The 21898-nt window shown below is 44.6% G+C and carries 22 protein-coding genes; 4 read left to right on the forward strand and 18 right to left on the reverse strand.

Translation table 11 applies throughout. The features are described 5' to 3' along the window. The first annotated feature begins 8 nt into the window (after window positions 1-8). The gene (gene dxs / locus AC3CH4_RS11870) at window positions 9-1892 is read left to right on the forward strand and encodes a 1-deoxy-D-xylulose-5-phosphate synthase (RefSeq protein ID WP_017084182.1); all 1884 of its coding nucleotides are present in this window, start codon (window positions 9-11) and stop codon (window positions 1890-1892) included. Window positions 1893-2017: 125 nt separating this feature from the next. Here the strand turns inward: dxs and AC3CH4_RS11875 are convergent, their stop codons facing one another. The 16 genes from AC3CH4_RS11875 to vcdP all read right to left on the reverse strand — a co-directional run bounded on the left by AC3CH4_RS11875 (window position 2018) and on the right by vcdP (window position 16030). Beyond that, complete coding sequence (locus AC3CH4_RS11875) at window positions 2018-2377, reverse strand: putative quinol monooxygenase (RefSeq protein WP_004734402.1); 360 nt, start codon at window positions 2375-2377, stop codon at window positions 2018-2020. Window positions 2378-2427: 50 nt separating this feature from the next. Further along, window positions 2428-2934 (reverse strand): phosphatidylglycerophosphatase A, encoded by a 507-nt coding sequence (pgpA, locus tag AC3CH4_RS11880; RefSeq protein WP_029222303.1) that lies wholly within the window; start codon window positions 2932-2934, stop codon window positions 2428-2430. Then, entirely contained in the window at window positions 2934-3908 is a 975-nt protein-coding gene (thiL, locus tag AC3CH4_RS11885) for a thiamine-phosphate kinase (protein WP_114633930.1), read from the reverse strand. Before thiL ends, pgpA begins: the two co-directional genes overlap by 1 nt. Window positions 3909-4186: 278 nt before the next feature. Next, on the reverse strand, window positions 4187-4654 hold the full coding sequence (gene nusB / locus AC3CH4_RS11890; protein WP_488542991.1) for a transcription antitermination factor NusB: 468 nt from the start codon (window positions 4652-4654) through the stop codon (window positions 4187-4189). Continuing rightward, a complete protein-coding gene (gene ribH, locus AC3CH4_RS11895) occupies window positions 4654-5124 on the reverse strand; it encodes a 6,7-dimethyl-8-ribityllumazine synthase (protein WP_004734398.1) in 471 nt (156 codons plus the stop codon). The genes nusB and ribH overlap by 1 nt, the downstream gene beginning before the upstream one ends. A gap of 280 nt (window positions 5125-5404) precedes the next feature. Further along, window positions 5405-6514 carry a bifunctional 3,4-dihydroxy-2-butanone-4-phosphate synthase/GTP cyclohydrolase II gene (gene ribBA, locus AC3CH4_RS11900; protein ID WP_004734397.1) on the reverse strand — a complete coding sequence of 370 codons (1110 nt, stop codon included), beginning with the start codon at window positions 6512-6514 and terminating at the stop codon, window positions 5405-5407. Between the two features lie 108 nt (window positions 6515-6622). Continuing rightward, the gene (locus tag AC3CH4_RS11905) at window positions 6623-7279 is read right to left on the reverse strand and encodes a riboflavin synthase (protein WP_009847469.1); all 657 of its coding nucleotides are present in this window, start codon (window positions 7277-7279) and stop codon (window positions 6623-6625) included. 84 nt (window positions 7280-7363) lie between these two features. After that, entirely contained in the window at window positions 7364-8458 is a 1095-nt protein-coding gene (gene ribD / locus AC3CH4_RS11910; protein ID WP_479282576.1) for a bifunctional diaminohydroxyphosphoribosylaminopyrimidine deaminase/5-amino-6-(5-phosphoribosylamino)uracil reductase RibD, read from the reverse strand. Between the two features lie 40 nt (window positions 8459-8498). Further along, window positions 8499-8948 (reverse strand): transcriptional regulator NrdR, encoded by a 450-nt coding sequence (nrdR, locus tag AC3CH4_RS11915; protein WP_004734394.1) that lies wholly within the window; start codon window positions 8946-8948, stop codon window positions 8499-8501. Between the two features lie 156 nt (window positions 8949-9104). Beyond that, complete coding sequence (locus AC3CH4_RS11920; protein WP_488542992.1) at window positions 9105-10355, reverse strand: glutamate-5-semialdehyde dehydrogenase; 1251 nt, start codon at window positions 10353-10355, stop codon at window positions 9105-9107. Window positions 10356-10447: 92 nt separating this feature from the next. Further along, the gene (gene proB, locus AC3CH4_RS11925) at window positions 10448-11632 is read right to left on the reverse strand and encodes a glutamate 5-kinase (protein WP_017099520.1); all 1185 of its coding nucleotides are present in this window, start codon (window positions 11630-11632) and stop codon (window positions 10448-10450) included. Window positions 11633-11708: 76 nt separating this feature from the next. After that, a complete protein-coding gene (gene crl / locus AC3CH4_RS11930; RefSeq protein WP_004734391.1) occupies window positions 11709-12098 on the reverse strand; it encodes a sigma factor-binding protein Crl in 390 nt (129 codons plus the stop codon). A gap of 143 nt (window positions 12099-12241) precedes the next feature. After that, a complete protein-coding gene (gene frsA, locus AC3CH4_RS11935) occupies window positions 12242-13495 on the reverse strand; it encodes an esterase FrsA (RefSeq protein ID WP_026012376.1) in 1254 nt (417 codons plus the stop codon). An 89-nt stretch (window positions 13496-13584) separates the two neighbouring features. Then, window positions 13585-14049: a xanthine phosphoribosyltransferase gene (gpt, locus tag AC3CH4_RS11940; protein ID WP_017076234.1), complete on the reverse strand. Its 465-nt coding sequence runs from the start codon at window positions 14047-14049 to the stop codon at window positions 13585-13587. An 84-nt stretch (window positions 14050-14133) separates the two neighbouring features. Beyond that, window positions 14134-15423 carry an NCS2 family permease gene (locus AC3CH4_RS11945; protein ID WP_004734411.1) on the reverse strand — a complete coding sequence of 430 codons (1290 nt, stop codon included), beginning with the start codon at window positions 15421-15423 and terminating at the stop codon, window positions 14134-14136. A gap of 520 nt (window positions 15424-15943) precedes the next feature. Then, window positions 15944-16030 carry a small protein VcdP gene (gene vcdP, locus AC3CH4_RS11950; RefSeq protein ID WP_004734412.1) on the reverse strand — a complete coding sequence of 29 codons (87 nt, stop codon included), beginning with the start codon at window positions 16028-16030 and terminating at the stop codon, window positions 15944-15946. 456 nt (window positions 16031-16486) lie between these two features. Here vcdP and AC3CH4_RS11955 point away from each other — a divergent pair, with 456 nt between their 5' ends. Then, complete coding sequence (locus AC3CH4_RS11955) at window positions 16487-17959, forward strand: aminoacyl-histidine dipeptidase (protein ID WP_017087469.1); 1473 nt, start codon at window positions 16487-16489, stop codon at window positions 17957-17959. Between the two features lie 168 nt (window positions 17960-18127). Here the strand turns inward: AC3CH4_RS11955 and AC3CH4_RS11960 are convergent, their stop codons facing one another. After that, window positions 18128-18667: a DUF3332 family protein gene (locus AC3CH4_RS11960; protein WP_065205066.1), complete on the reverse strand. Its 540-nt coding sequence runs from the start codon at window positions 18665-18667 to the stop codon at window positions 18128-18130. A gap of 271 nt (window positions 18668-18938) precedes the next feature. Here AC3CH4_RS11960 and AC3CH4_RS11965 point away from each other — a divergent pair, with 271 nt between their 5' ends. Next, a complete protein-coding gene (locus tag AC3CH4_RS11965; protein ID WP_004734415.1) occupies window positions 18939-19985 on the forward strand; it encodes a succinylglutamate desuccinylase/aspartoacylase family protein in 1047 nt (348 codons plus the stop codon). A 194-nt stretch (window positions 19986-20179) separates the two neighbouring features. Here AC3CH4_RS11965 and AC3CH4_RS11970 read toward each other — a convergent pair whose 3' ends face one another. After that, a complete protein-coding gene (locus tag AC3CH4_RS11970; RefSeq protein WP_004734416.1) occupies window positions 20180-20497 on the reverse strand; it encodes a DUF3622 domain-containing protein in 318 nt (105 codons plus the stop codon). A gap of 354 nt (window positions 20498-20851) precedes the next feature. Here AC3CH4_RS11970 and AC3CH4_RS11975 point away from each other — a divergent pair, with 354 nt between their 5' ends. Further along, entirely contained in the window at window positions 20852-21862 is a 1011-nt protein-coding gene (locus tag AC3CH4_RS11975) for an adenosine deaminase (RefSeq protein WP_488542993.1), read from the forward strand. Window positions 21863-21898: the final 36 nt, after the last annotated feature.

Raw genomic sequence — 21898 nt, forward strand, 5'->3', positions numbered from 1 at the left:
CATTACCTATGACTCTTGATATATCAAAGTACCCAACTCTTGCTTTGGCTGATAAGCCAGAGGATTTGCGTCTACTTCCAAAAGAGACGCTTACACAGCTTTGTGATGAATTACGTACCTATCTTCTTAACTCGGTGAGCCAGTCAAGTGGTCACTTAGCGTCAGGCTTAGGTACAGTAGAGCTAACCGTTGCTCTGCACTATGTGTACAACACGCCTTTTGACCAATTGGTTTGGGATGTTGGCCACCAAGCCTATCCACACAAGATTCTTACGGGTCGTCGCGACCGCTTGTCGACTATCCGTCAAAAAGATGGACTGCACCCATTCCCATGGCGTCAAGAGAGCGAATACGACACCCTATCTGTTGGTCACTCTTCAACATCGATCAGCGCCGGACTCGGTATGGCGATCAGTGCGAAGAAAGAAGGTAAGAACCGTAAAGTCGTGAGTGTGATTGGTGATGGCGCAATTACCGCAGGTATGGCCTTCGAAGCCATGAACCACGCGGGCGATATTCACAATGACATGCTGGTTATCCTTAACGATAACGAAATGTCGATCTCTGAAAACGTCGGTGCTCTAAACAACCACCTCGCTCAAGTTCTTTCTGGCAGTCTTTACACGTCAATTCGTGAGGGTGGCAAGAAAGTGCTATCAGGTGTTCCGCCGATTAAAGAGCTCGTTCGTCGTACAGAAGAACATTTAAAAGGCATGGTTGTCCCCGGCACCATGTTTGAAGAGTTAGGCTTTAACTACATTGGTCCAATTGATGGTCACGATGTCAATGAGCTGATTAAAACGCTGAAGAACATGAGAGATCTTAAAGGCCCTCAGTTCCTGCATATCATGACGAAGAAAGGCAAAGGCTACGAGCCAGCTGAGAAAGATCCAATTGGCTACCATGGCGTACCTAAGTTCGATCCTGCACATTCAAGTCTGCCTAAGAGCACCAGCTCTAAACCAACTTTCTCTAAGATTTTCGGCGACTTCCTGTGTGATATGGCCGCTCAAGATCCTAAGCTAATGGCGATAACGCCAGCAATGCGTGAAGGTTCTGGTATGGTGCGCTTCTCGAAAGAGTATCCAGAACAGTACTTTGATGTAGCAATTGCTGAGCAACACGCTGTGACGCTAGCAACAGGTATGGCGATTGCCGGTGATAAGCCAATTGTGGCTATCTACTCGACTTTCCTACAACGTGGCTACGATCAACTGATCCACGATGTGGCAATCATGGATCTACCGGTTATGTTCGCTATTGACCGTGCAGGTCTTGTCGGTGCCGATGGTCAAACACACCAAGGTGCGTTCGACTTAAGCTTTATGCGCTGCATTCCAAACATGGTGATCATGGCACCAAGCGACGAGAACGAATGTCGCCAAATGCTTTACACCGGCCACCAGCACACAGGGCCAAGTGCCGTTCGTTACCCTCGTGGTAATGGCATGGGTACTGAGATACAAAGTGAGTTTACCGCTCTTGAGATTGGTAAAGGTCGTATCGTTCGCGAAAGCGAAAAAGCAAAAGATGGCTCGAAAGTCGCTATCCTGAGCTTTGGTACTTTCCTTGAAAGTGCACTTCAAACCGCAGACGCTATCGATGCGACAGTTGCAGACATGCGTTTTGTGAAACCACTAGATGAAGCTCTGATCAAACAACTTGCTGCTGACCACGATGTACTAGTGACTATCGAAGAAAACGCGATTGCAGGTGGTGCGGGAGCGGGTGTGATTGAGTTCTTGATGCAAGAAAAACTACTGATGCCTGTTTTAAACCTTGGCCTACCTGACAAGTTTATTGCTCAAGGTACTCAAGGTGAGCTGCATGAAGAGCTTGGCTTAGATGCGAAAGGTATTGAGAAGTCTATCTCAGACTACCTTGCCAAATAGCTTTCACAAGCAAACAGCATAAGCGACAAAACAAAAAAGGTTGGCCCTAGGGTCAACCTTTTTAGTATCTGCTAACTGATAAACTATTCGTTGTTTAGCTGTTAGTTATTAGCAATTAAGCCTGCTTAGCAACAAGGCTTAAGCACAGGTGCGTCATAGTTCTCTGGTTCGTCAGAGTAGATAGCAACGTTGAAGTTCTCAACTAAGCCTGTCTCTTCAACACACTGCTCTTGGAAGAACTGTTGAATCTCACGACGTTGACAGTGTGCTTCGAATGCTTCGTTGTCCGCCCAGATCTCATTGAATGCAATAGGGAAACTCTCACCCTCTGCAAATGGGCTCTGAATGTGACGAGTCACTGTATATTGGATACAACCGTCTTCACGCATTGTGTTTGGCTCTAGTGATTTCAGAACTTCAAACAACTCGTTCAATTTGCCTTCTTTAGGCTGAAATTGAGCAACACAGTAAACCTTCTTAGACATTGTAATTCCTTGTTTTTATCTATTATCGTCAGTGCTTTGGATATTGATTCTTAAACGAGCCAACCTGAAAAATGAGCCACTGCATACAGTGAAATCGCCGCCATAATACCCGCCACGATATCATCAATCATGATACCTAAGCCGCCGTGAACTCGCTTGTCTAACCAACCAATTGGCCAAGGCTTTACCATATCGAAAAAACGAAACAGCACGAAGCCAGCGAATAGCCATTTCCAATCATTAACAGGAATACCCAACAACGGCACTAGGCCCATTGTGATCCAAAAGCCAGCAAACTCATCCCATACAATAGAGCCGTGATCGTGCACGCCCATGTCATCAGACGTCACTTGGCATATTTTGATACCAATAATGCAGCTCACAACCACAAGAATGACATAAATAGGGAAAGGTAACTGAACCAGCAATAGATAAAATGGGATCGACGCAAGCGTGCCCATGGTGCCGGGAATAATCGGCGATAAGCCACTACCAAAACCCGTTGCCAATAAGTGCCAAGGATTTTTAAGAGAGATTGCAGAAAGTGGGTTTGTCATCAATTAACCTTAAAGTGATCGTAACCAGTTAAGTTCCAACTCAGTGGTTCACCATTATTGTGTAATTCAAAATATTCTACAGGTCTTATCTGGCCAATGCAGGTGACTTTTGTTCCAGTGTGTGACAAAGCACTTTCCAATGAGCCTTTATTCTCTTCCGGCACAGTAAAGCACAGTTCGTACTCTTCACCACTGGTCAACGCATACTGTTGAGCCGAAGCAATATCAGATGCGAACTGGCGTAGTTCTGGAGAAATTGGCAGCGTACTCACATCAATGCTCGCACCAACCTGAGAACGCTTAAGGATATGTTTTAAATCAGCAATAACACCGTCAGAGATATCAATAGCAGACGAAGCAAGGTTCACGAGCGCTTGACCAGCCAATACTCGAGGAACGCTCATATAGTGTCTTTCTTCAAGCTCGAGAGCATAAGATTTGACTTTGTTCTGTTCAGGATCAAGCAATACTTCTAAGCCGGCTTTGCTATCACCTAGGTTACCCGTTACGTAAATCCAGTCGCCCACTTTAGCGCCATCTCTACGCAGTGCTCGACCTTCTGGCACAAAACCTTGTACAGTCAATGTCAGACTTAGGGGCCCTTTGGTTGTATCACCGCCAATTAACTGAATACCAAAGTAGTCAGCGAGCTTGAAGAAGGAGTCACAGAAGGGAGCAAGCCATTCTTCATCGACTTCTGGCATGGTTAACGCAAATGAAACCCAAGCAGGCGTCGCACCCATCGCAGCAAGGTCGCTAATATTCGAAGCCAAAGCCTTGTGTGCCACCCAAGCAGGGTTCGCCTCTGCTAAGAAGTGCGTGCCTGCAACTAAGGTGTCGGTACTGATCGCTATCTCAACATTACTTGGCGCTTTGACTAAAGCACAGTCATCGCCCGCAGCCAGATGTACGTCTTTACGTTGTGGTTGTCGATTTACAAAATATTTTTCAATCAGGTTAAATTCGCCAGACATCACATGCCCTATCTTTAGTCTTCATACAAATCACCGTAATTATACCAATCACAGTAAGTAAGTGATCAAAATTAGCATAGGGAAAAGGCTTGAGAACAAGGCAGAATTTTTCGATAAGTAGTTATTCTACAATCAAAAATTCTAACGCAGTTATCGAGCGTTTTAGCAAGCTAGGGTGACCAGTTATTTACTACGATTGGTATTATTAATATTACAGAAATTTAGTTACAAAAAAGGCCAGCATAAAAGCTGACCTTTAGATTCAATATACGAACGTCTTATTTCTTACGAACGTGTGGTGCAGCTTTATCAAGCACACCGTTAACAAACTTATGGCTGTCTTCTGCTGCAAATACTTTTGCAAGCTCGATAGCTTCGTTGATAACCACTTTGTATGGTACATCTTCGCGACGAGTCATCTCGTACATAGCTAAACGTAGAAGCGCTAGTTCCATCAAATCCAGATCTTGCATAGGGCGAGATACGAATGGACGAAGCTTGCTATCAAGTTCCATGTGGCTAAGAGCAACACCAGTTAGTAAGTCGCGGAAGTATGCAACGTCTGTTTCTGGCATAGCGAGAGCAGGTTCTGCGGCATGATGCTCTTCTTCATCATACTTACCACCAGATAAGAACTGTTCTTCAACGATAGCAATATTTTCTTTAGTAATTTGCCAAGAATAAATTGCTTGTAGAGCAAATTGACGTGCGTTACGACGTGCGGCTGGTTTCACACTGGCCCCCATTAGGAATCGATTTCAGAAAGAACGTTGATCATCTCAAGTGCGCTAAGTGCGGCTTCTGCACCCTTATTACCAGCCTTGGTTCCTGCGCGTTCAATAGCTTGATCGATCGTATCAACAGTAAGAACACCAAACGCGACTGGAAGTGAAAACTCCAGAGACACTTGTGCCAAACCTTTATTACATTCACTACAAACATAGTCAAAGTGAGGTGTACCGCCACGGATTACTGTACCAAGAGATACAATCGCATCGAACTTACCTGTTTTTGCAACGCGTTGCGCTACAAGTGGAAGTTCTACTGCACCAGGGCAACGAACAACAGTGATGTTGTCTTCGCTTACTTGTCCATGACGCTTTAAAGTATCGATTGCACCAGAAAGTAAACTTTCGTTAATAAAACTGTTGAAACGAGCAATAACGATAGCAATTTTTGCATTTGGCGCTGGGAAGCCACCCTCGATCACTTTCATAAGCCTTCCTTTAACTATTTTCATCAAGTGAGAATCGCCGGATTCTAGCACAAAACTGTGAGCAATATCTAATGCTAATTTAGAAGAACAGACACCGGAGATGTAAAGATGATAGCGCAGCACGGCTCTCAACCATATAGGAGCAACCAGTAGTCAAGCTCGTGTATTTAACACGTTTTGAATCGGGCTTAACTACTTTGCTCTTTTGGCAAAACTAATCACCAAAAGAGCCACTGGAATCATCGGTAAATTATGTTGCTATAAACAGAGATATATCGACTTACTCGCAAACATACTCAACAACGTTAAGACCAAAACCACCCAATGCGTGGTAACGCTTAGTGCTTGAAGACAGCAGACGCATATCGTGCACGCCTAGGTCTTGAAGAATCTGAGAACCGACACCAACACGACGCGAGGTACCTTGCTTCTTCGCCATGGTTGGCTGCTCGTTCTTGTCTTGCGCTTCGAATGTCTTCACTTTGTGAATCAAAGAATCAGACGACTCTTCGTTGCCCAGAATAACCAACACACCGCCTTCATCGCCAATGCGCTTCATCGCTTTATCTAGTGACCAGCTACGCTCTGTACCACGGTCGGAGTGAAGCAGATCGGTAAACGTATCATGCAGGTGAACACGTACTAAAGGAGCGCCCACAGACAGGTCGCCTTTTTGCATCGCATAGTGGATCTGGTTATCAATCGTGTCACGGTAAGTCACAAGCTCAAAGTCACCAAACTCTGTTGGCAAATGGCATTGTGCTACACGTTCAATCGTCGTTTCTGTGTTGTTGCGGTATTCAATCAAGTCAGCAATGGTGCCTAGTTTGATGTCGTGCTTTTCTGCAAACACTTCAAGATCAGGGCGACGAGCCATGGTGCCATCGTCATTTAGGATTTCAACGATAACCGAAGCTGGCTCACAGCCTGCTAGACGAGCTAAATCACAGCCTGCTTCAGTGTGGCCTGCGCGTGTTAGAACACCACCTTCTTGAGCTGTCAGTGGGAAGATATGACCAGGTTGAACTAAGTCAGCCGCTTTCGCATCTTTTGCCACAGCCGCTTGAACGGTAACAGCGCGGTCTGATGCAGAAATACCCGTTGTTACGCCCTCAGCAGCTTCAATTGAAACCGTAAAGTTCGTCGTGTATTGAGCATTGTTGTCTTGAACCATAGGCGCTAGACCCATGCGATTTGAACGCTCTTTGGTCAACGTTAGGCAAATTAAGCCACGGCCATACATCGCCATGAAGTTAATCGCTTCTGGCGTGACATGTTCTGCTGCCATGATCAGATCGCCTTCATTCTCGCGATCTTCATCATCCATCAGGATAACCATTTTTCCTAGGCGAATGTCTTCAATAATTTCTTGAGGAGTACTAATTGGCATTGTTCTATATCCTTTGAAATGGTTCTGCTTCCTAGAACCGACACTATTTAAACCTGATGATATTGCTCGCTTTTACAAAGTGATGTTTAGTGCACTTTGTACCAACGGTTAGGCAAAACCATTCTGCTGTAAGAATTCCATCGTTAATCGAGATTCAGGCTCAGATTCTTGTTGCTGACCTTGCAGTAAACGCTCCATGTAGCGCGCTAATACATCGACTTCTAGATTCACTTTACGACCAACATTGAATTGGTCGATGGTGGTTTCTGAAGAAGTGTGAGGAACGATCGTCAGCTTAAACGCATTCTTGCGTAAATCATTCACAGTCAGGCTAATGCCGTCAACGGTGACTGAACCTTTTTGAGCCACGTACTTTGAGATCTCTGCTGGCATTTCAACCCAGAACTCAATCGCACGACCAACTTGGTTACGCTCAACAATCTCACCGACACCATCAACGTGACCCGATACGATATGACCACCGAAACGCGTGGTCGGTAACATTGCTTTCTCTAGGTTGACCTTATCGCCAGCTTGGTAATCCACAAAACCCGTTTTTTTCAGGGTCTCAAGCGAAAGGTCTGCACTGTAGCTGTGGTCGTTATACTCAACAACCGTCAAACACACACCATTGGTTGCGATACTGTCGCCTAACTTAACGTCAGCCATATCAAGATGACCAACATTAACCGTTACGGTGATGTCTTCTCCGCGGGGAGTGATTGCACTCAATGTACCTACGGCTTCTACAATTCCTGTAAACATTTTAAAACTCTTTTTGTTGTCAACAACACGTATGCAGTTGGAGTAACTATTTCTACTGTGGTTTCGTCACGATTTATTTCGCGACTATTGGTTAGCCGCAATTGGTTTCGCAATAATAGGCTTCGCGACAATGCGAATATCCACACCAACCTGTCGAACATCTTTAATTTCTAGGTCAATAACGTCAGACATTGAAGTGAGCCCTAATGCGCCCATCAAACCTCGTCCGTCACTGCCCATAAGTTTAGGTGCTAAATAGAGGATTAGCTCATCCACCAGCTGTTCTTCAATCAAGCTTTTTGCCAATGTCGCGCCCGCTTCTACCCAAATATGATCAATATGGTTCGCAGGCAATTGACGCATTAGATCGCGTAAATCGAGCTGACCTGCCTTTGTGGTTCCGACTTCAATATCAGCAGACGCTTCAGCGACTCTCAATACCGATGTTGGAGTTTGGAATAACTTGAGCTCAGGGCGCAGTTGATTTTGACGATCAAGAATCACGCGAATAGGCTGACGCAGCTCGTCTTCAGCGTAATGATCTTTGATACTGCTTGGCAACTCTGCCCAACGAACATTCAACGACGCGTTGTCTTCAATCACCGTCTGGCTAGTGGATAGCACAGCGCCTGACTTTGCTCGGTAGTTCTGAACATCACGACGCGCTTCTGGCGATGTGATCCACTGGCTTTGACCATTTTCCAATGCCGTTTGCCCATCAAGGCTAGCCGCCATCTTTAACTGAACGAATGGCATGCCCGTTTGCATACGCTTGATAAATGCAGGGTTCAAGTCTAGAGCATCTTGCTCTAATAAACCGATTTCAACCTCAATGCCTGCGTCGCGTAGCATTTTGATACCACGACCTGCAACTTTTGGGTTTGGGTCCTGCATGGCACAAATCACTTTTGAAACTTGAGCCTTAATCAAACCTTCAGCACAAGGTGGCGTTCGACCGTAATGAGAACAAGGTTCTAGCGTGACATAAGCAGTCGCACCTTTTGCTTTGTCGCCCGCCATTCGCATGGCATGTACTTCAGCATGAGGCTCACCGGCTTTGGCATGAAAACCTTCGCCAACGATCTGACCGTCGGTTTGTACGATGACACAACCCACATTCGGGTTGGGTGTAGTGGTGTAAATGCCGCGTTTGGCTAACTGAATAGCACGCGACATCATTTGAAAATCTAGGGGAGTAAAGTTTGACATGATTGAGGCGTTAATCCTCTAATTTAGCGATTTCTTCGCCAAACTCTCGGATGTCTTCAAAGCTGCGGTAAACAGAGGCAAAACGAATGTACGCCACTTTATCCAATTCTTTCAATTGGCCCATCACAAGATTACCAATCATCTCGCTTGGTACTTCACGCTCACCAGTTGCACGGAGTTGTGACTTAATCGTACTGATCGCAAGTTCAATCGCATCAGCACTCACTGGGCGTTTTTCTAGGGCGCGCTGTACACCACCCACCATTTTATCTTCATTAAATGGTTCGCGGTTTCCATTCGACTTTATGACTTTCGGCATCACAAGTTCTGCCGATTCGAAAGTCGTAAAACGTTCACTACATGCAAGGCATTGACGGCGACGACGAACCTGATGGCCATCGGCTACCAGTCTTGAATCGATTACTTTAGTGTCGTTCTCTGAACAAAAAGGACAATGCATATCACCTCCAAATAATTGAATATCAGTGTAACGGAATTGCCAAACGTTAGGAAAGAAAAAGGGCCAATTAAGGCCCTTTTGTGTGGTGATTCATTGATTATTGCTACTCGATCGCCATTTCAAAAATGAGCTGAGGAGTAAAATTAACGACCAGCGTTAACCGCGAACTAAATAGTTCGCTTTACCTACCCATTTGTAGCTTGTCAGTTCTTCTAAGCCCATTGGGCCGCGAGCGTGCAGCTTCTGGGTTGATACTGCGACTTCAGCGCCTAAACCAAACTGTGCGCCATCAGTGAAACGTGTTGATGCATTCACATAAACCGCCGCAGAACCAACAGAGTTAATGAAACGCTCTGAGCTCTCTAGACTATTAGTCATGATCGCATCTGAGTGACTCGCGTTGTGTACGCGCATGTGGTCAATCGCTTCTGCCACATCCGCTACCACTTTCACGCCTAACGTGTAGCTTAGCCATTCAGTGTCAAAGTCACCTTCAACCGCATCACGTTGGTCTTCAAAACCTGCTAGCAGTGATTTTGCACTGGCGTCAGCAACCAAGGTTACCTTACCTGCTAAACGCTGTGTTAGCTGCGCTAAGAAAGCTTCAGCAACCGCTTCGTGCACTAGTAATGTATCTAGCGAGTTACATGCAGATGGGCGTTGAACTTTTGAGTTTTCAACCACATCAACAGACTTTTCAAGGTCAGCGCTTTCATCAACAAAGATATGACTGATACCAAAACCGCCAATGATCACTGGAATGGTACTGTTCTCTTTACACATCTTGTGCAAGCCAGCGCCACCACGAGGAATGATCATATCCACGTAGTCATCCAACTTAAGTAGTTGAGATACTAATTCACGATCAGGTTTTTCAATGTACTGAACTGAAGCGGCAGGAAGCTCAGCTTTCTCTAATGCAGACTGGATTACTTTAACCAGTTCCATGTTCGAGAAGAACGTCTCTTTACCACCACGTAGAATGCTTGCGTTACCTGTCTTCAGACACAGTGCTGCAATATCGATAGTTACGTTTGGACGCGCTTCGTAGATAACACCAACCACACCAAGTGGTACGCGGCGGCGAGACAGTGACATACCGTTTTCAAGTACCTTACTGTCCATTTCGCTGCCAACTGGGTCATTCAGGCTAATCACGTTACGCACATCGTTAGCGATACCTGTTAAGCGCTCTTCGTTGAGCAACAGGCGATCTAAAAGTGCATCAGTCAGGCCCGCTTCACGGCCAAGTTCGATATCTTTCGCGTTCGCTTCTAGAATCGTTGCCGCGTTTGCTTCTAGCTCATCAGCGATGATCGCCAATGCTTTGTTCTTTTTCGCCGTTGATGCGGTCGCCAGGTGGAAAGCAGCGTCTTTTGCTGCAATACCCATGTTAGTTAAATCCACGTTTAACTCTCCCTAAATTCTGTCTGTCTTTGGATGTAAAAAGGCGATTTACGATTATGTATATTCGCAGCGCATCGCCTTATCATCACGAACTACTCTTGAATCACAACTAGGTCGTCACGATGAATGACTTCTGACCCATAATCGTATCCAAGAATGTCGCCAATATCTTTACTGTGCTTGCCTGCAATTTTTGCTAGGTCTTGGCTTGAATAACTGGCGATACCACGCGCAATCACTTTGCCTTTGCTGTCTGTGACTTGAGTGACTTCACCACGAGAGAATTCGCCTTTAACTCGAACAACCCCTTTCGCCAACAAGCTGCTGCCTTTGGTGTTAACGGCATTTACTGCGCCATCGTCGACTACGATGTCACCAGCAGAAGCTGGTCCCGCTAGAATCCAGCGTTTACGGTTTTCAAGCGCTTCAGCTAAAGGCAAGAAACGTGTGCCTTGTGGGTTATCACTCAATGAGTCAAACACCACATTCTCAGCACTGCCCGCTGCAATGATCACTTCAATACCCGCACGACGAGCAATATCAGCCGCCTGCAGTTTTGTCGCCATACCGCCGGTACCTAACGTAGTACCACTGCCACCTGCGATCTTACGCAGTGTGTCATCAATGGTTTTTACTTCTTTGATGAGCTCAGCATTTGGGTCTTTACGAGGGTCTGCGGTAAACAGGCCTTTTTGGTCAGTGAGTAACAAAAGCTTATCAGCGCCACATAAAATACCAACCAGTGCCGACAAATTATCGTTGTCACCCACTTTAATTTCATTGGTGGCTACTGCATCGTTTTCGTTTACTACCGGAATAATATCGTGCTCAACGAGCGCGTTGATCGTGTCACGTGCATTCAGAAAACGCTCGCGATCATCGAGATCAGCACGAGTCAGTAGCATCTGGCCAATTTTAAGGCCATAGATAGCAAACAAAGACTCCCAAACTTGAATCAACTGACTTTGCCCAACTGCTGCAAGCAATTGTTTGCTCGCCATCGAGTTGGGAAGTGCGGGGTAACCAAGGTGCTCACGTCCGGCTGCAATTGCACCAGAGGAAACCATAACCACAGAGTGGCCTTGTTTTTTTAATTCAGCACATTGACGAACCAGCTCAACCATGTGAGCGCGGTCTAATGCCAATGTTCCACCAGTTAAGACACTGGTACCCAGTTTAACAACGACAGTTTTACTCTGTGTTGTTGTCCCGCTTTGATGATTTGTTGTCATGAAGTCTTTTATGAATAAAACAAATAAGAGGTGATGTTTTAGCAATCAACAAGAGAATTCACAAGCAGAAAAGGTGCGAAATCGCACCTTTTTGCTTTATAGAGAAGAGTAACCTTTAAAATCAGACGAATTCGACAGACTCTTCGTCTAACTGAACGCCGATTTCAAATTTCTTTTGAAGTTCGTCAACCAGCTTTTGGTGAAAGGCTTCTTGAGTTCGAGACACCTCAGCGACCGCCTTTTTAGGTAATGGCAAAGGATCCCAGTTACCATCGATGTTGTATTTTCCCGTGTTGTACTTCGCCGAAAATCCTTCTTCCGACTTATCCAACTCTAGCCACCATCCCCAGAACTCACGCTCTTCTGGTGACTTTTTATCGTTCACACACACAGACAAGCAATCAAAAATATAATGACCATCTTCTGATTGCGGTTCCCTCAAGTAAGGCCCAATAGCCTTTAAAACGTTTAACAAGCGATAATGCGTAGGTTGTTGTGTCACTTCTGACATATTGAATCTCCATTTCAATGTTAAGAATGACGTTACTCAGACTGCAATACGTAGAAAACACGCAGTTGGATTTTATAAATTCTCTCTGAGTATCAGGTACTTACTTTGTACACTTTTCATGCTTAACTAATTTCGGAGAAATGTCATCTAAATAATTCATCCTCAAGCCACTTTATCGCTAATTCGAGGGATTGCTCATACCCCTGTGTAATTGATTTGGTTTTGATTTTCTTCGCTTTGCCGTAATCACTGTAAATAGCAACCAGTTGATTATCCAGATGCGGTGAAACAGGGTCACCTTCCAAAGCCAACGCCAAAATAGGAACACTTGTTTTACTGTTAGCCAGCAAGCCTTGCACCTTCAATGACCAAGCCATCAGTTGCCCAGAAAGGCTATTGATATCCACTGCTCCTTTGCCAAGGCGCGAAGCCAATACGTCCAAGTGCATCTTAGGCATCTGCTTAAGTTTGTCCGCATGAACAAAGATATCGTGGATCGGTGCGCCAAGAGAGATACAGGCTTTGAGTTTGTGCTGCTCAAGGAAGGATAACCTCACCATCGCGTTACCACCGAATCGGAACCCAAACAGACCGACTTTATGATGGTCCACCCATGGAATGTTAGGCAGTTCATTCAGCACGGCTTGATGCAGGCAAGAAGAATCTTCCGTCAAAGGCCAATGCGAACTGTGCCCTATCGACGGCATATCAATCGTTAGCATCGCAATGTTTTTCGGTGCTAGGTAATCTCTAAACAAACGCCACATGTCAGTTTGCAGACTATCTAAACCTGCACTCACGATCACGACAGGTTGTGGTTTGTCTGTTTTGGTTAGATGTAAGTTCGCCTTAATCTTTTTGTTTTGATACGGCACTTCGATTTGTTTGACGATCAATTTGGTGTGTTTGATCGCTTCAGAATACGCCGCATTCGCTAATACCTGTGCCTGAGCAGCAAGGTTATCGTTCTTTAGGTGTGGGTAGCCCGCAATGCTGAAACACAGCGATGCTGAAAATAACTCTTCAGCCATTTCTTCGCCGTTCTTTTCATTAGAACGATTCTGATGCTGCATACCTAGCTTGGTCCACTCGTATGCCCAGTTACCGCTGCGGTAGCCCATCACGGTGTCTAGCCACTCATCAGTCGTGCGTGAATTGTCTGATGACGCAATGCGAGCCAATACCGCTTCTTGCTCAATTGGGTTAACGCCTTGCCATACCCACTGAAGACGTCTTAGGTTTCGATACCAAGATGAGTTCTGCTCTTCACGCTTTTTATCCAACAGTTCTTCTGAACTTGGCATGTAGCGAGTAAGCATTGAGGTCTCTTTGGCCTGCTTGTGCTTTACAAACAAGGTTTCCGAAAGGTTCGAGCTCGTTTCTTCTGATTCAGACATTGGGATACTTAATAAGAAATGGTTGTTACTAATCATATAAAAAAAAATGACCCTATAAAGGGTCATTTCTCAAAAAACTAAGTTTACGCTTATTTTGACTTGCGATTTACTGGCTCAATGAAGCTTAAGCTAGTATCCCAAGGTTGCTCAATCCATGTGTCTTGAGCGATATCCACGATGTACTCGTCTAATAAGTGTGCGCCAGATGGTTTTGCACAAACAGCAATCAGTTTCGCTTTAGGGTACATTTCGCGAAGCTTGCGTGCAGTGTCACCACTATCAACAAGATCTTCAACGATTAAGAAGCCTTCACCATCACCTTCAGGTGCTTTAACTACAGTCATATCACGCTGGTGATCGTGGTCGTAGCTAGAAATACAAATCGTATCTACGTGACGAATACCTAGCTCACGAGCCAAGATTGCACCAGGAACCAAACCACCACGGCTTACCGCCCAGATGCCTTTCCACTGCTCTGCTGGCATTTGCTTTTCAGCAAGTTGACGGCAGTAAGTCTGCATGTTGTCCCAAGTGATAATGAATTTGTTGCTCATAGTATAAAACCTAATAATTTTGTCATGTTATTAGAGGCTATTTCAAACATAGCCTCTTCAGCGATTAAGCAGAAATCTAGACGATTAAGCGAAAATGTATTTAAGAATAAAGATAACGGACATTACCCATACCGCAGGTGAAACGTCGCGACCTTTACCACTTAGCAGCTTAATTGCAGCGTAAGCGATGAAACCTAGTGAGATACCCTCAGCGATAGAGTACGTCAGCGGCATAAGCAGACATGTTACCACGACTGGTGCGGCTTCCGTAAGATCACGCCAATCAATGCCAACTAGTCCAGACATCATCAGAATTGCTACATAGAAAAGTGCACCTGATGTTGCGTAAGCCGGAATCATACCTGCAAGTGGCGAGAAGAAAAGAGCCAGTAGGAATAAGATACCAACAACAACAGCAGTTAGACCGGTACGACCGCCTTCAGCAACACCCGCAACACTCTCAACATAAGAAGTTGTGTTTGATGTACCTAGCAATGCACCAATAGATGTTGCTGTAGAGTCAGCAAGCAGTGCTTTGTTCAAGCGCGGTAGTTTACCGTCTTCTTTGATTAGGTTTGCTTTCGTTGCAACACCAACCAGAGTACCCGCTGTATCGAACAAATCGACGAACAAGAATGCGAATACAACTGAAATCATACCGATTTCAAATACAGCAGAGAAATCAAGCTGCATGAATGTAGGTGCAAGGCTCGGTGGTGTCGACATGATGCCGCCGTATTGAACGTCACCGATCGCAATACCAATCGCTGTGATAGCGAGAATCGCGATCATTACTGCGCCTTTCACACCACGGTGAACAAGAGCAATAGTAATGAAGAAACCAAGCGCGCCTAAAATAGGAGCAATCGCGGTAATGTCGCCCAGTGAAACTTTAGTCGCTGGGTTAGAAACAACGATGCCTGCATTGCTAAGCGCGATAAACGCTAGGAAAAGGCCGATACCAGCAGAGATACCAACACGCAGAGACATAGGGATCGAGTTGATAATCCATTCACGAATCTTAAAGATACTTAAGAAGATGAAGATTACGCCTGATACGAAAACCGCTGCCAGAGCAACTTGCCATGTATAACCCATACCCATTACAACAGCGTAGGTAAAGAATGCGTTCAAACCCATGCCTGGAGCTTGAGCAATTGGGTAGTTAGCAACAAAGCCCATGATGAAACAGCCAATAGCAGCCGCTAAACAGGTTGCTACAAATACAGCGCCATGGTCCATACCAGCATCAGCTAGAATCATTGGGTTTACAAAAATGATGTAAGCCATTGTTAGGAAGGTTGTTAGACCTGCGATGATTTCAGTGCGCACATTGGTGCCATTTTCACTGAGTTTGAATAGCTTTTCGAACATTATCGAATCCTATAAGGGTAAAAAGTAAACGGTTGCGTAAACGATTGGCTGTGGATTATAAAGTTATCAAATAACAAATTCCAGATAGAATTAAGGCTCTAATCGATATTTATCAGAATGCCGTATGAAACAAAGCGATTAAAAACGAGAAGCAACAAGAATAATAATGATTAAAAACAATGGTTTAATCAAAATAAAGGCGATAATATTACTTGGTTATTTTTTCAACCATCGGTTATTTCCATTGAGAATGTAGCCATCATATTCTCAATTTAAACCCACAAGAGTTGTGTATTTTTCAACAGAATCAGTAATAAGACGCAAATTGATATTTTGGCGTTTAAAAAATAACCACTAAGAACAGCAAAGAAAGTGACAAGCGAAAGCGGTTTGGGAAAGTAGCAGGCAAAAAAACGCCACTCAAAACTGAGTGGCGGTAGAATCTGTCAACCAAAAGGGCTGTAAAAGAATTCCAATATATAGGGGTGAACAAAACTGTTCGAGTTACATGCTTACGGTATTAGTAACCAAAGCTTGTAGGGTATGCAAAGTTGCTAGTGTAAACAGAGCTGTTAATCCAGAACATTGCAGATGGTAAACCTTTCATAACTATCACCTTAATAAATCAATAAAAAACGAATTTGATTTCTCGGTTCCTTGGAGGCGATAAAACGGACTCATCCTTTGAGCATTTACTCTTCATCTCAGAAGTTGGTTATTAATATACTCTAAAGAAAAAAGATTACAAGTATTTTTTGCTACACGTCACACTTTTGGTCAATTTTGGTTATTTTGAAAACTTATTTATGTAATTAAATTACACAATAGAATTAAACAAACGTTTGCTTACGCCATTTATAAGCATCAAGTCTCTTAATTATGATCAGATGGACAAGACCGCTTTCAAAATTTGAGGTATTTGAGGTTTATAACCGCTACTCGTCAAAACGCTCAAGTGGTATGCTGTTGCCATCAAAACAGACCCATATTTTAGATTTTTATTCTAAGTTTTTACCTATAGAAACCCTAAATATATGGTTATCAAATAAAAAAGGAGTCATCCGTGTCTGAATTCCATTCTGAGATCAGTAAATTGTCCCCTGCCCCTATTTGGCAGTTTTTCGATAAAATTTGTTCAATCCCGCACCCTTCAAAACATGAAGAGGAGCTTGCTCAATACATTATTGCGTGGGCAACAGAGCAAGGCCTAGATGTACGTCGCGACCCAACAGGCAACGTATTCATCAAAAAGCCAGCAACGCCGGGTATGGAAAACAAAAAAGGTGTCGTGCTACAAGCTCACATCGATATGGTTCCACAAAAGAACGAAGACACTGATCACGACTTTACAAAAGATCCAATCCAGCCATACATCGATGGCGAATGGGTTACAGCAAAAGGCACAACGCTTGGTGCTGATAACGGCATGGGCATGGCTTCTTGCCTAGCGGTTCTTGCTTCAAACGAAATCCAACACGGCCCTATCGAAGTTCTACTCACTGTAGATGAAGAAGCAGGCATGACTGGCGCGTTCGGTCTTGAAGCCGGTTGGTTAGAAGGCGATATCCTTCTTAATACTGACTCAGAGCAAGAAGGCGAAGTGTACATGGGTTGTGCGGGCGGTATCGACGGTGCAATGACATTTGAAATTGCACGTAATGCGATTCCAGCTGACTTCGTAACACGCAAGCTAACGCTAAAAGGCCTAAAAGGCGGTCACTCTGGTTGTGACATCCACACCGGTCGTGCAAACGCAAACAAACTGATTGCTCGCTTCCTAGCGGGTCACGCAAAAGAGCTAGACCTTCGCATCGTCGAATTCAAAGGTGGTAGCCTTCGTAACGCAATTCCTCGTGAAGGTTTCGTAACGGTTGCTGTTCCTGCGGCAAACCAAGAAAAACTGGCTTCACTATACAACTACTACACAGAGCTGCTTTCAACAGAGCTAGGTAAAGTAGAAGACAGCATCGTGACTTTCAATGAAGAAGCTTCTGTAGAAATGGGCGCACTAGCGTCAGCAGACCAAGCTCGCTTTATCGCAGCACTTAACGCATGTCCAAACGGCGTGATTCGTATGAGTGACGAGATTGAAGGTGTTGTTGAAACATCTCTAAACGTAGGTGTTATCACAACGGAAGAAGATTCAATCACAGTACTTTGCTTGATCCGTTCTCTTATCGACTCTGGCCGTAGCCAAGTAGAAAGCATGCTTCATTCTGTTGCTGAACTAGCAGGGGCTAACATCGCGTTCTCTGGTGCTTACCCAGGTTGGAAACCAGACGCTGATTCAGAAATCATGCATATCTTCCGAGACATGTACGAAGGTATCTACGGTCACAAGCCAAACATCATGGTTATCCATGCTGGTCTTGAATGTGGTCTATTCAAAGAACCTTACCCGAATATGGATATGGTTTCTTTCGGCCCAACGATCAAGTTCCCACACTCTCCTGATGAGAAAGTGAAGATCGATACTGTTGAATTGTTCTGGAACCAAATGGTTGCATTACTTGCTGCGATCCCAGAAAAAGCATAAATCGATTAGCTATGTGTTTTTCAGTAAATGGTGTTTTCCAATAAATGGGCTCTTCAATAAATAGCACTTTTCAGTAAACACCGTTTATTAAGAACAAAATAAAACAGGTACTCAATGAGTACCTGTTTTTGTATCTAATCTTTGTCACTGCTACTTGTGACTAAATAATTAAGCGCGTGAAGCCGCGTAGCTTTCTAGCTCATCAATTGAAGTTTGTGCCACTACTTCGCCGTCGATGAAGTACGTCACCATCTCGCCATCACGAACACCGATTAACGTCGCACGCTCACCAGACTGGTAAGTGATGTCCATTTGGATAGTGTTTTCGTCGATCTGCTGCATTTGACCTTTCTCAATCATATCGGCACTCGTGATCGGGCCTACTGGCGCTTCAGTCAGTGACTTATCAAGCTGATCGTTGATATCAAGGTAAGTATCAGTCTTAGTATCAAAGATGTGCGGAGCACCTGTTAGTGGGTTGCTACCCGTCCAGAACTCTAGTGAGTTAAATACTAGGTAATCGGCAGCAACCGTTAGACCGTACGCAGGTGCAAGTAGTATGTTCAAACCACCACGAGCGTAGCGGTTGTCAACAGCCTTGATGTTGAACTTCATTAGGTAACCGGTTACTGCGTTGCTACCCACACAGCCAGATAGAGCAACAGATACCACCGCTAGTGCTACAACTTTTGAAATTGTTTTTTTCATTTTGATCTCGATATTTGAATTTGGCCGCCAAAAAATGGCGATGGATAATACCAACCAACCGAACAATAAATATCAGCGTTAAATCAATGTATTGTCAGGAAATTCACAATTCTAAACCCCTTCTAACTAGCCAAATCAAAAACAGAAACCAATTAAGAACCCCCTCCATAAAAAAGTTTTGTCGTCACCGTAAAGCGATTGATTCGTACTAAAAATCAACGATTGATACATTCCGTGTTAACGAATTATCACCATGTTGAGAACAACCTAAATGGCAAGACTAAAACCTAATCAACCATTCGAATTACTTGGTTATACTGTTCAGCCAGGACAGAGAATGGAGATTGAACTGCAAGCGGCTCAGCTTTACACGCATTCTCCACTTTCGATCCCGATTGAAATTATTCATGGTCGTCAAGCGGGCCCAACACTGATGGTAAACGCGGCGATCCACGGAGATGAATTAAACGGTGTTGAGATTGCACGACAACTGACCAATGCGATTGATCCAAAGAAACTGAAAGGAACACTACTTGTTGTGCCTATCGTTAACGTATTTGGTTTTATCCATAAGTCTCGTTACCTACCAGACCGTCGTGACCTGAACCGTTGCTTCCCAGGAAGTGAAAAAGGATCACTGACATCACGCATCGCTCACACCTTCTTTGAGAACGTAGCGAAGCACTGTGATTACATTCTGGATCTTCACACAGGTGCGATTCACCGTACTAACTTGCCACAGATCCGTGCAAACCTGTCGAACCCTGAAACACTGCGCATCGCAAAAGCGTTCGCAACACCCGTGATCATAGATTCTCCACTGCGTGATGGTTCATTGCGCAGCGAAGCGGAAAAACTGGGTATTCCTGTATTAACTTACGAAGGTGGTGAAGCGCTGCGTTTTGATCACCTAGCGATTCGTGCGGGTTACCTTGGCGTGCATCAAGTGATGAAAGAAATCGGCATGCTGCGCCCTAACCGTAAGAAGTTACCAGAGCCAGTATTGAGTAAATCGACCAGTTGGATCCGCGCTGAATCAGACGGCATTTTGCGTAATATGGTAAGGCTTGGCGAACAAGTTGAAGCAGGACAAACCCTGGCTTACATCAGTTCTCCATTGGGTCACCAAGAAGGCCAAGTAATCACCACTAAAGGCGGTATCGTGATTGGTCAACAAACTCTACCGTTGGTAAACGAAGGTGACGCAGTATTCCACATTGCTTACTTCAAGCAAGATGATGATGAAGTGGGACAGTCTGTAGAGAGTTACATTGAAGAAGTCGCGGAAGACGATTGGCTGACAGCGCTAAACAACTAAGGACCGGATTCGGGTAATTAGTGAATCAGATACGTAGCCACCAGCCATGAGTGGTTGCGTGATCCAGACTAATACGCCACAAATGAAAAAGCCCCGATAAACTTTTAACTAGAAAGAGAAAAGCTATATCGGGGCTTTTTTTACTTGTCCCTTATCTTAAAATTAAGGGACCTGTAAATTAATTGTGCACTGGATTACTCAGCGTCTTCTTGCTCTTCTTCACGAGCTTTTGCGCGTGCTTCACGTGCTTGCTCAGCTTTAAGCTCTTTAGTGTGACGTAGTTCGTCACGCTCTTTACGCTGCTCTGATTTACGCTCGTTACGTTCTGCTTGGTTTGAGATGAAAGATGCTAGCTCTTTCTCTGCCCACTCTTGTGCTAGAGCTTCAGTTTCGAAACCAGACTCACGCTTAGATACTGTTGTGCTGCGAGATGTTACTTGACGAGTAATCTCTGCACACCAACCGTTGCGTTTTTCTGTAAGGCGGATATCAAATTTTTTGTTCTTAGACATGTTCTATTTTTTCCTAAGGGAGATCATTAAGGGATCGGTCACTTTGATAACTCCATCTAAGTGAGCATCTTTTAACACCATCCCTTGGTAAGCGCGGTATTAGAGCACAAATCAATGAATATTGCTGCAAATATTTGCAGCGGATCACACTCCATTGCTGCAAATCGTTTGCGCCTGATTTCAATGGGTTCGTAACTCTCGATTCATCATAAACTTCTGTGCAGTTTTATCGACAACAATGAAATGAACTATGCTCAAACAGAGATAAATGAAAGAGATAACCTGCAGGCTCAGGTTTACAGACTCTACTGTCTCGCCTACTCCGCCCATAATTAAAATAGCTAAGGAGTTGCTATGGATAGCTTCATCAAACATTTACCCAAGGTTGAGCTGCATTTACATATTGAAGGCACGCTAGAACCTGAGCTGATGTTCCAACTGGCCAAGCGCAATAACGTGTCGATTCCCTTTGATAGCCCAGACCAAGTAAGAGACGCGTACCAATTCCACAATCTTCAGTCTTTTCTCGATATCTATTATCAAGGCGCTAACGTACTGATTCATGAACAGGATTTCTATGACCTGACTTGGGCTTATCTACTCAAGTGCCAACAAGATAATGTGGTTCATACTGAGATCTTTTTTGACCCTCAAACCCACACCGAACGTGGCATTGCCTTTGAAGTCATCACAAGTGGGATTACTCAAGCTTTGAATCAAGCCGAGCAAGAACTAGGGATCAGCAGCCAGCTGATCATGTGCTTTCTGCGCCATCTTGATGAAGACAGCGCTTTTGAAACACTCCAACAAGCCCTTCCCTACAAAGATAAGATCATTGCCGTCGGGCTGGATTCGTCGGAAAAAGGAAACCCGCCGGAGAAGTTTAAGCATGTATTCCAAGAGGCGATCAACCAAGGGTTCCTGACCGTCGCGCACGCCGGAGAGGAAGGCCCTGCGCAAAATATTAGTGACGCGCTGAGCTTGTTGGGCATCACCCGTATTGATCATGGCGTTCGCTGTGTAGAAGATGAAGACTTGATGGAACAGCTAATCGCTAAACGCACACCGCTGACCGTATGCCCGCTATCGAATACCAAGCTAAAGGTCTTCAACACCATGCAAGAACACAATATCGTCGAGTTGCTGAGAAAAGGGTTGCGCGTCACCATCAATTCCGATGATCCGGCTTACTTCGGCGGCTATATGAATGATAACTTCCTCGCCGTCGCCAATGCTCATCCACTGACGAAAAACGAATTAGCGCAATTCAGTATTAATGCTGTCGAAGCGAGTTTCATTTCGCCTCACGCCAAAGAAGATCTCATTGCACAAGTCCGCCAATATCTTGCCGAGAATACTCACTAAGAGAATAGACCTTTGAGAATGGAGCTTTGCTGCGAT

Source organism: Vibrio sp. QJM3NY_26 (assembly GCF_057786005.1).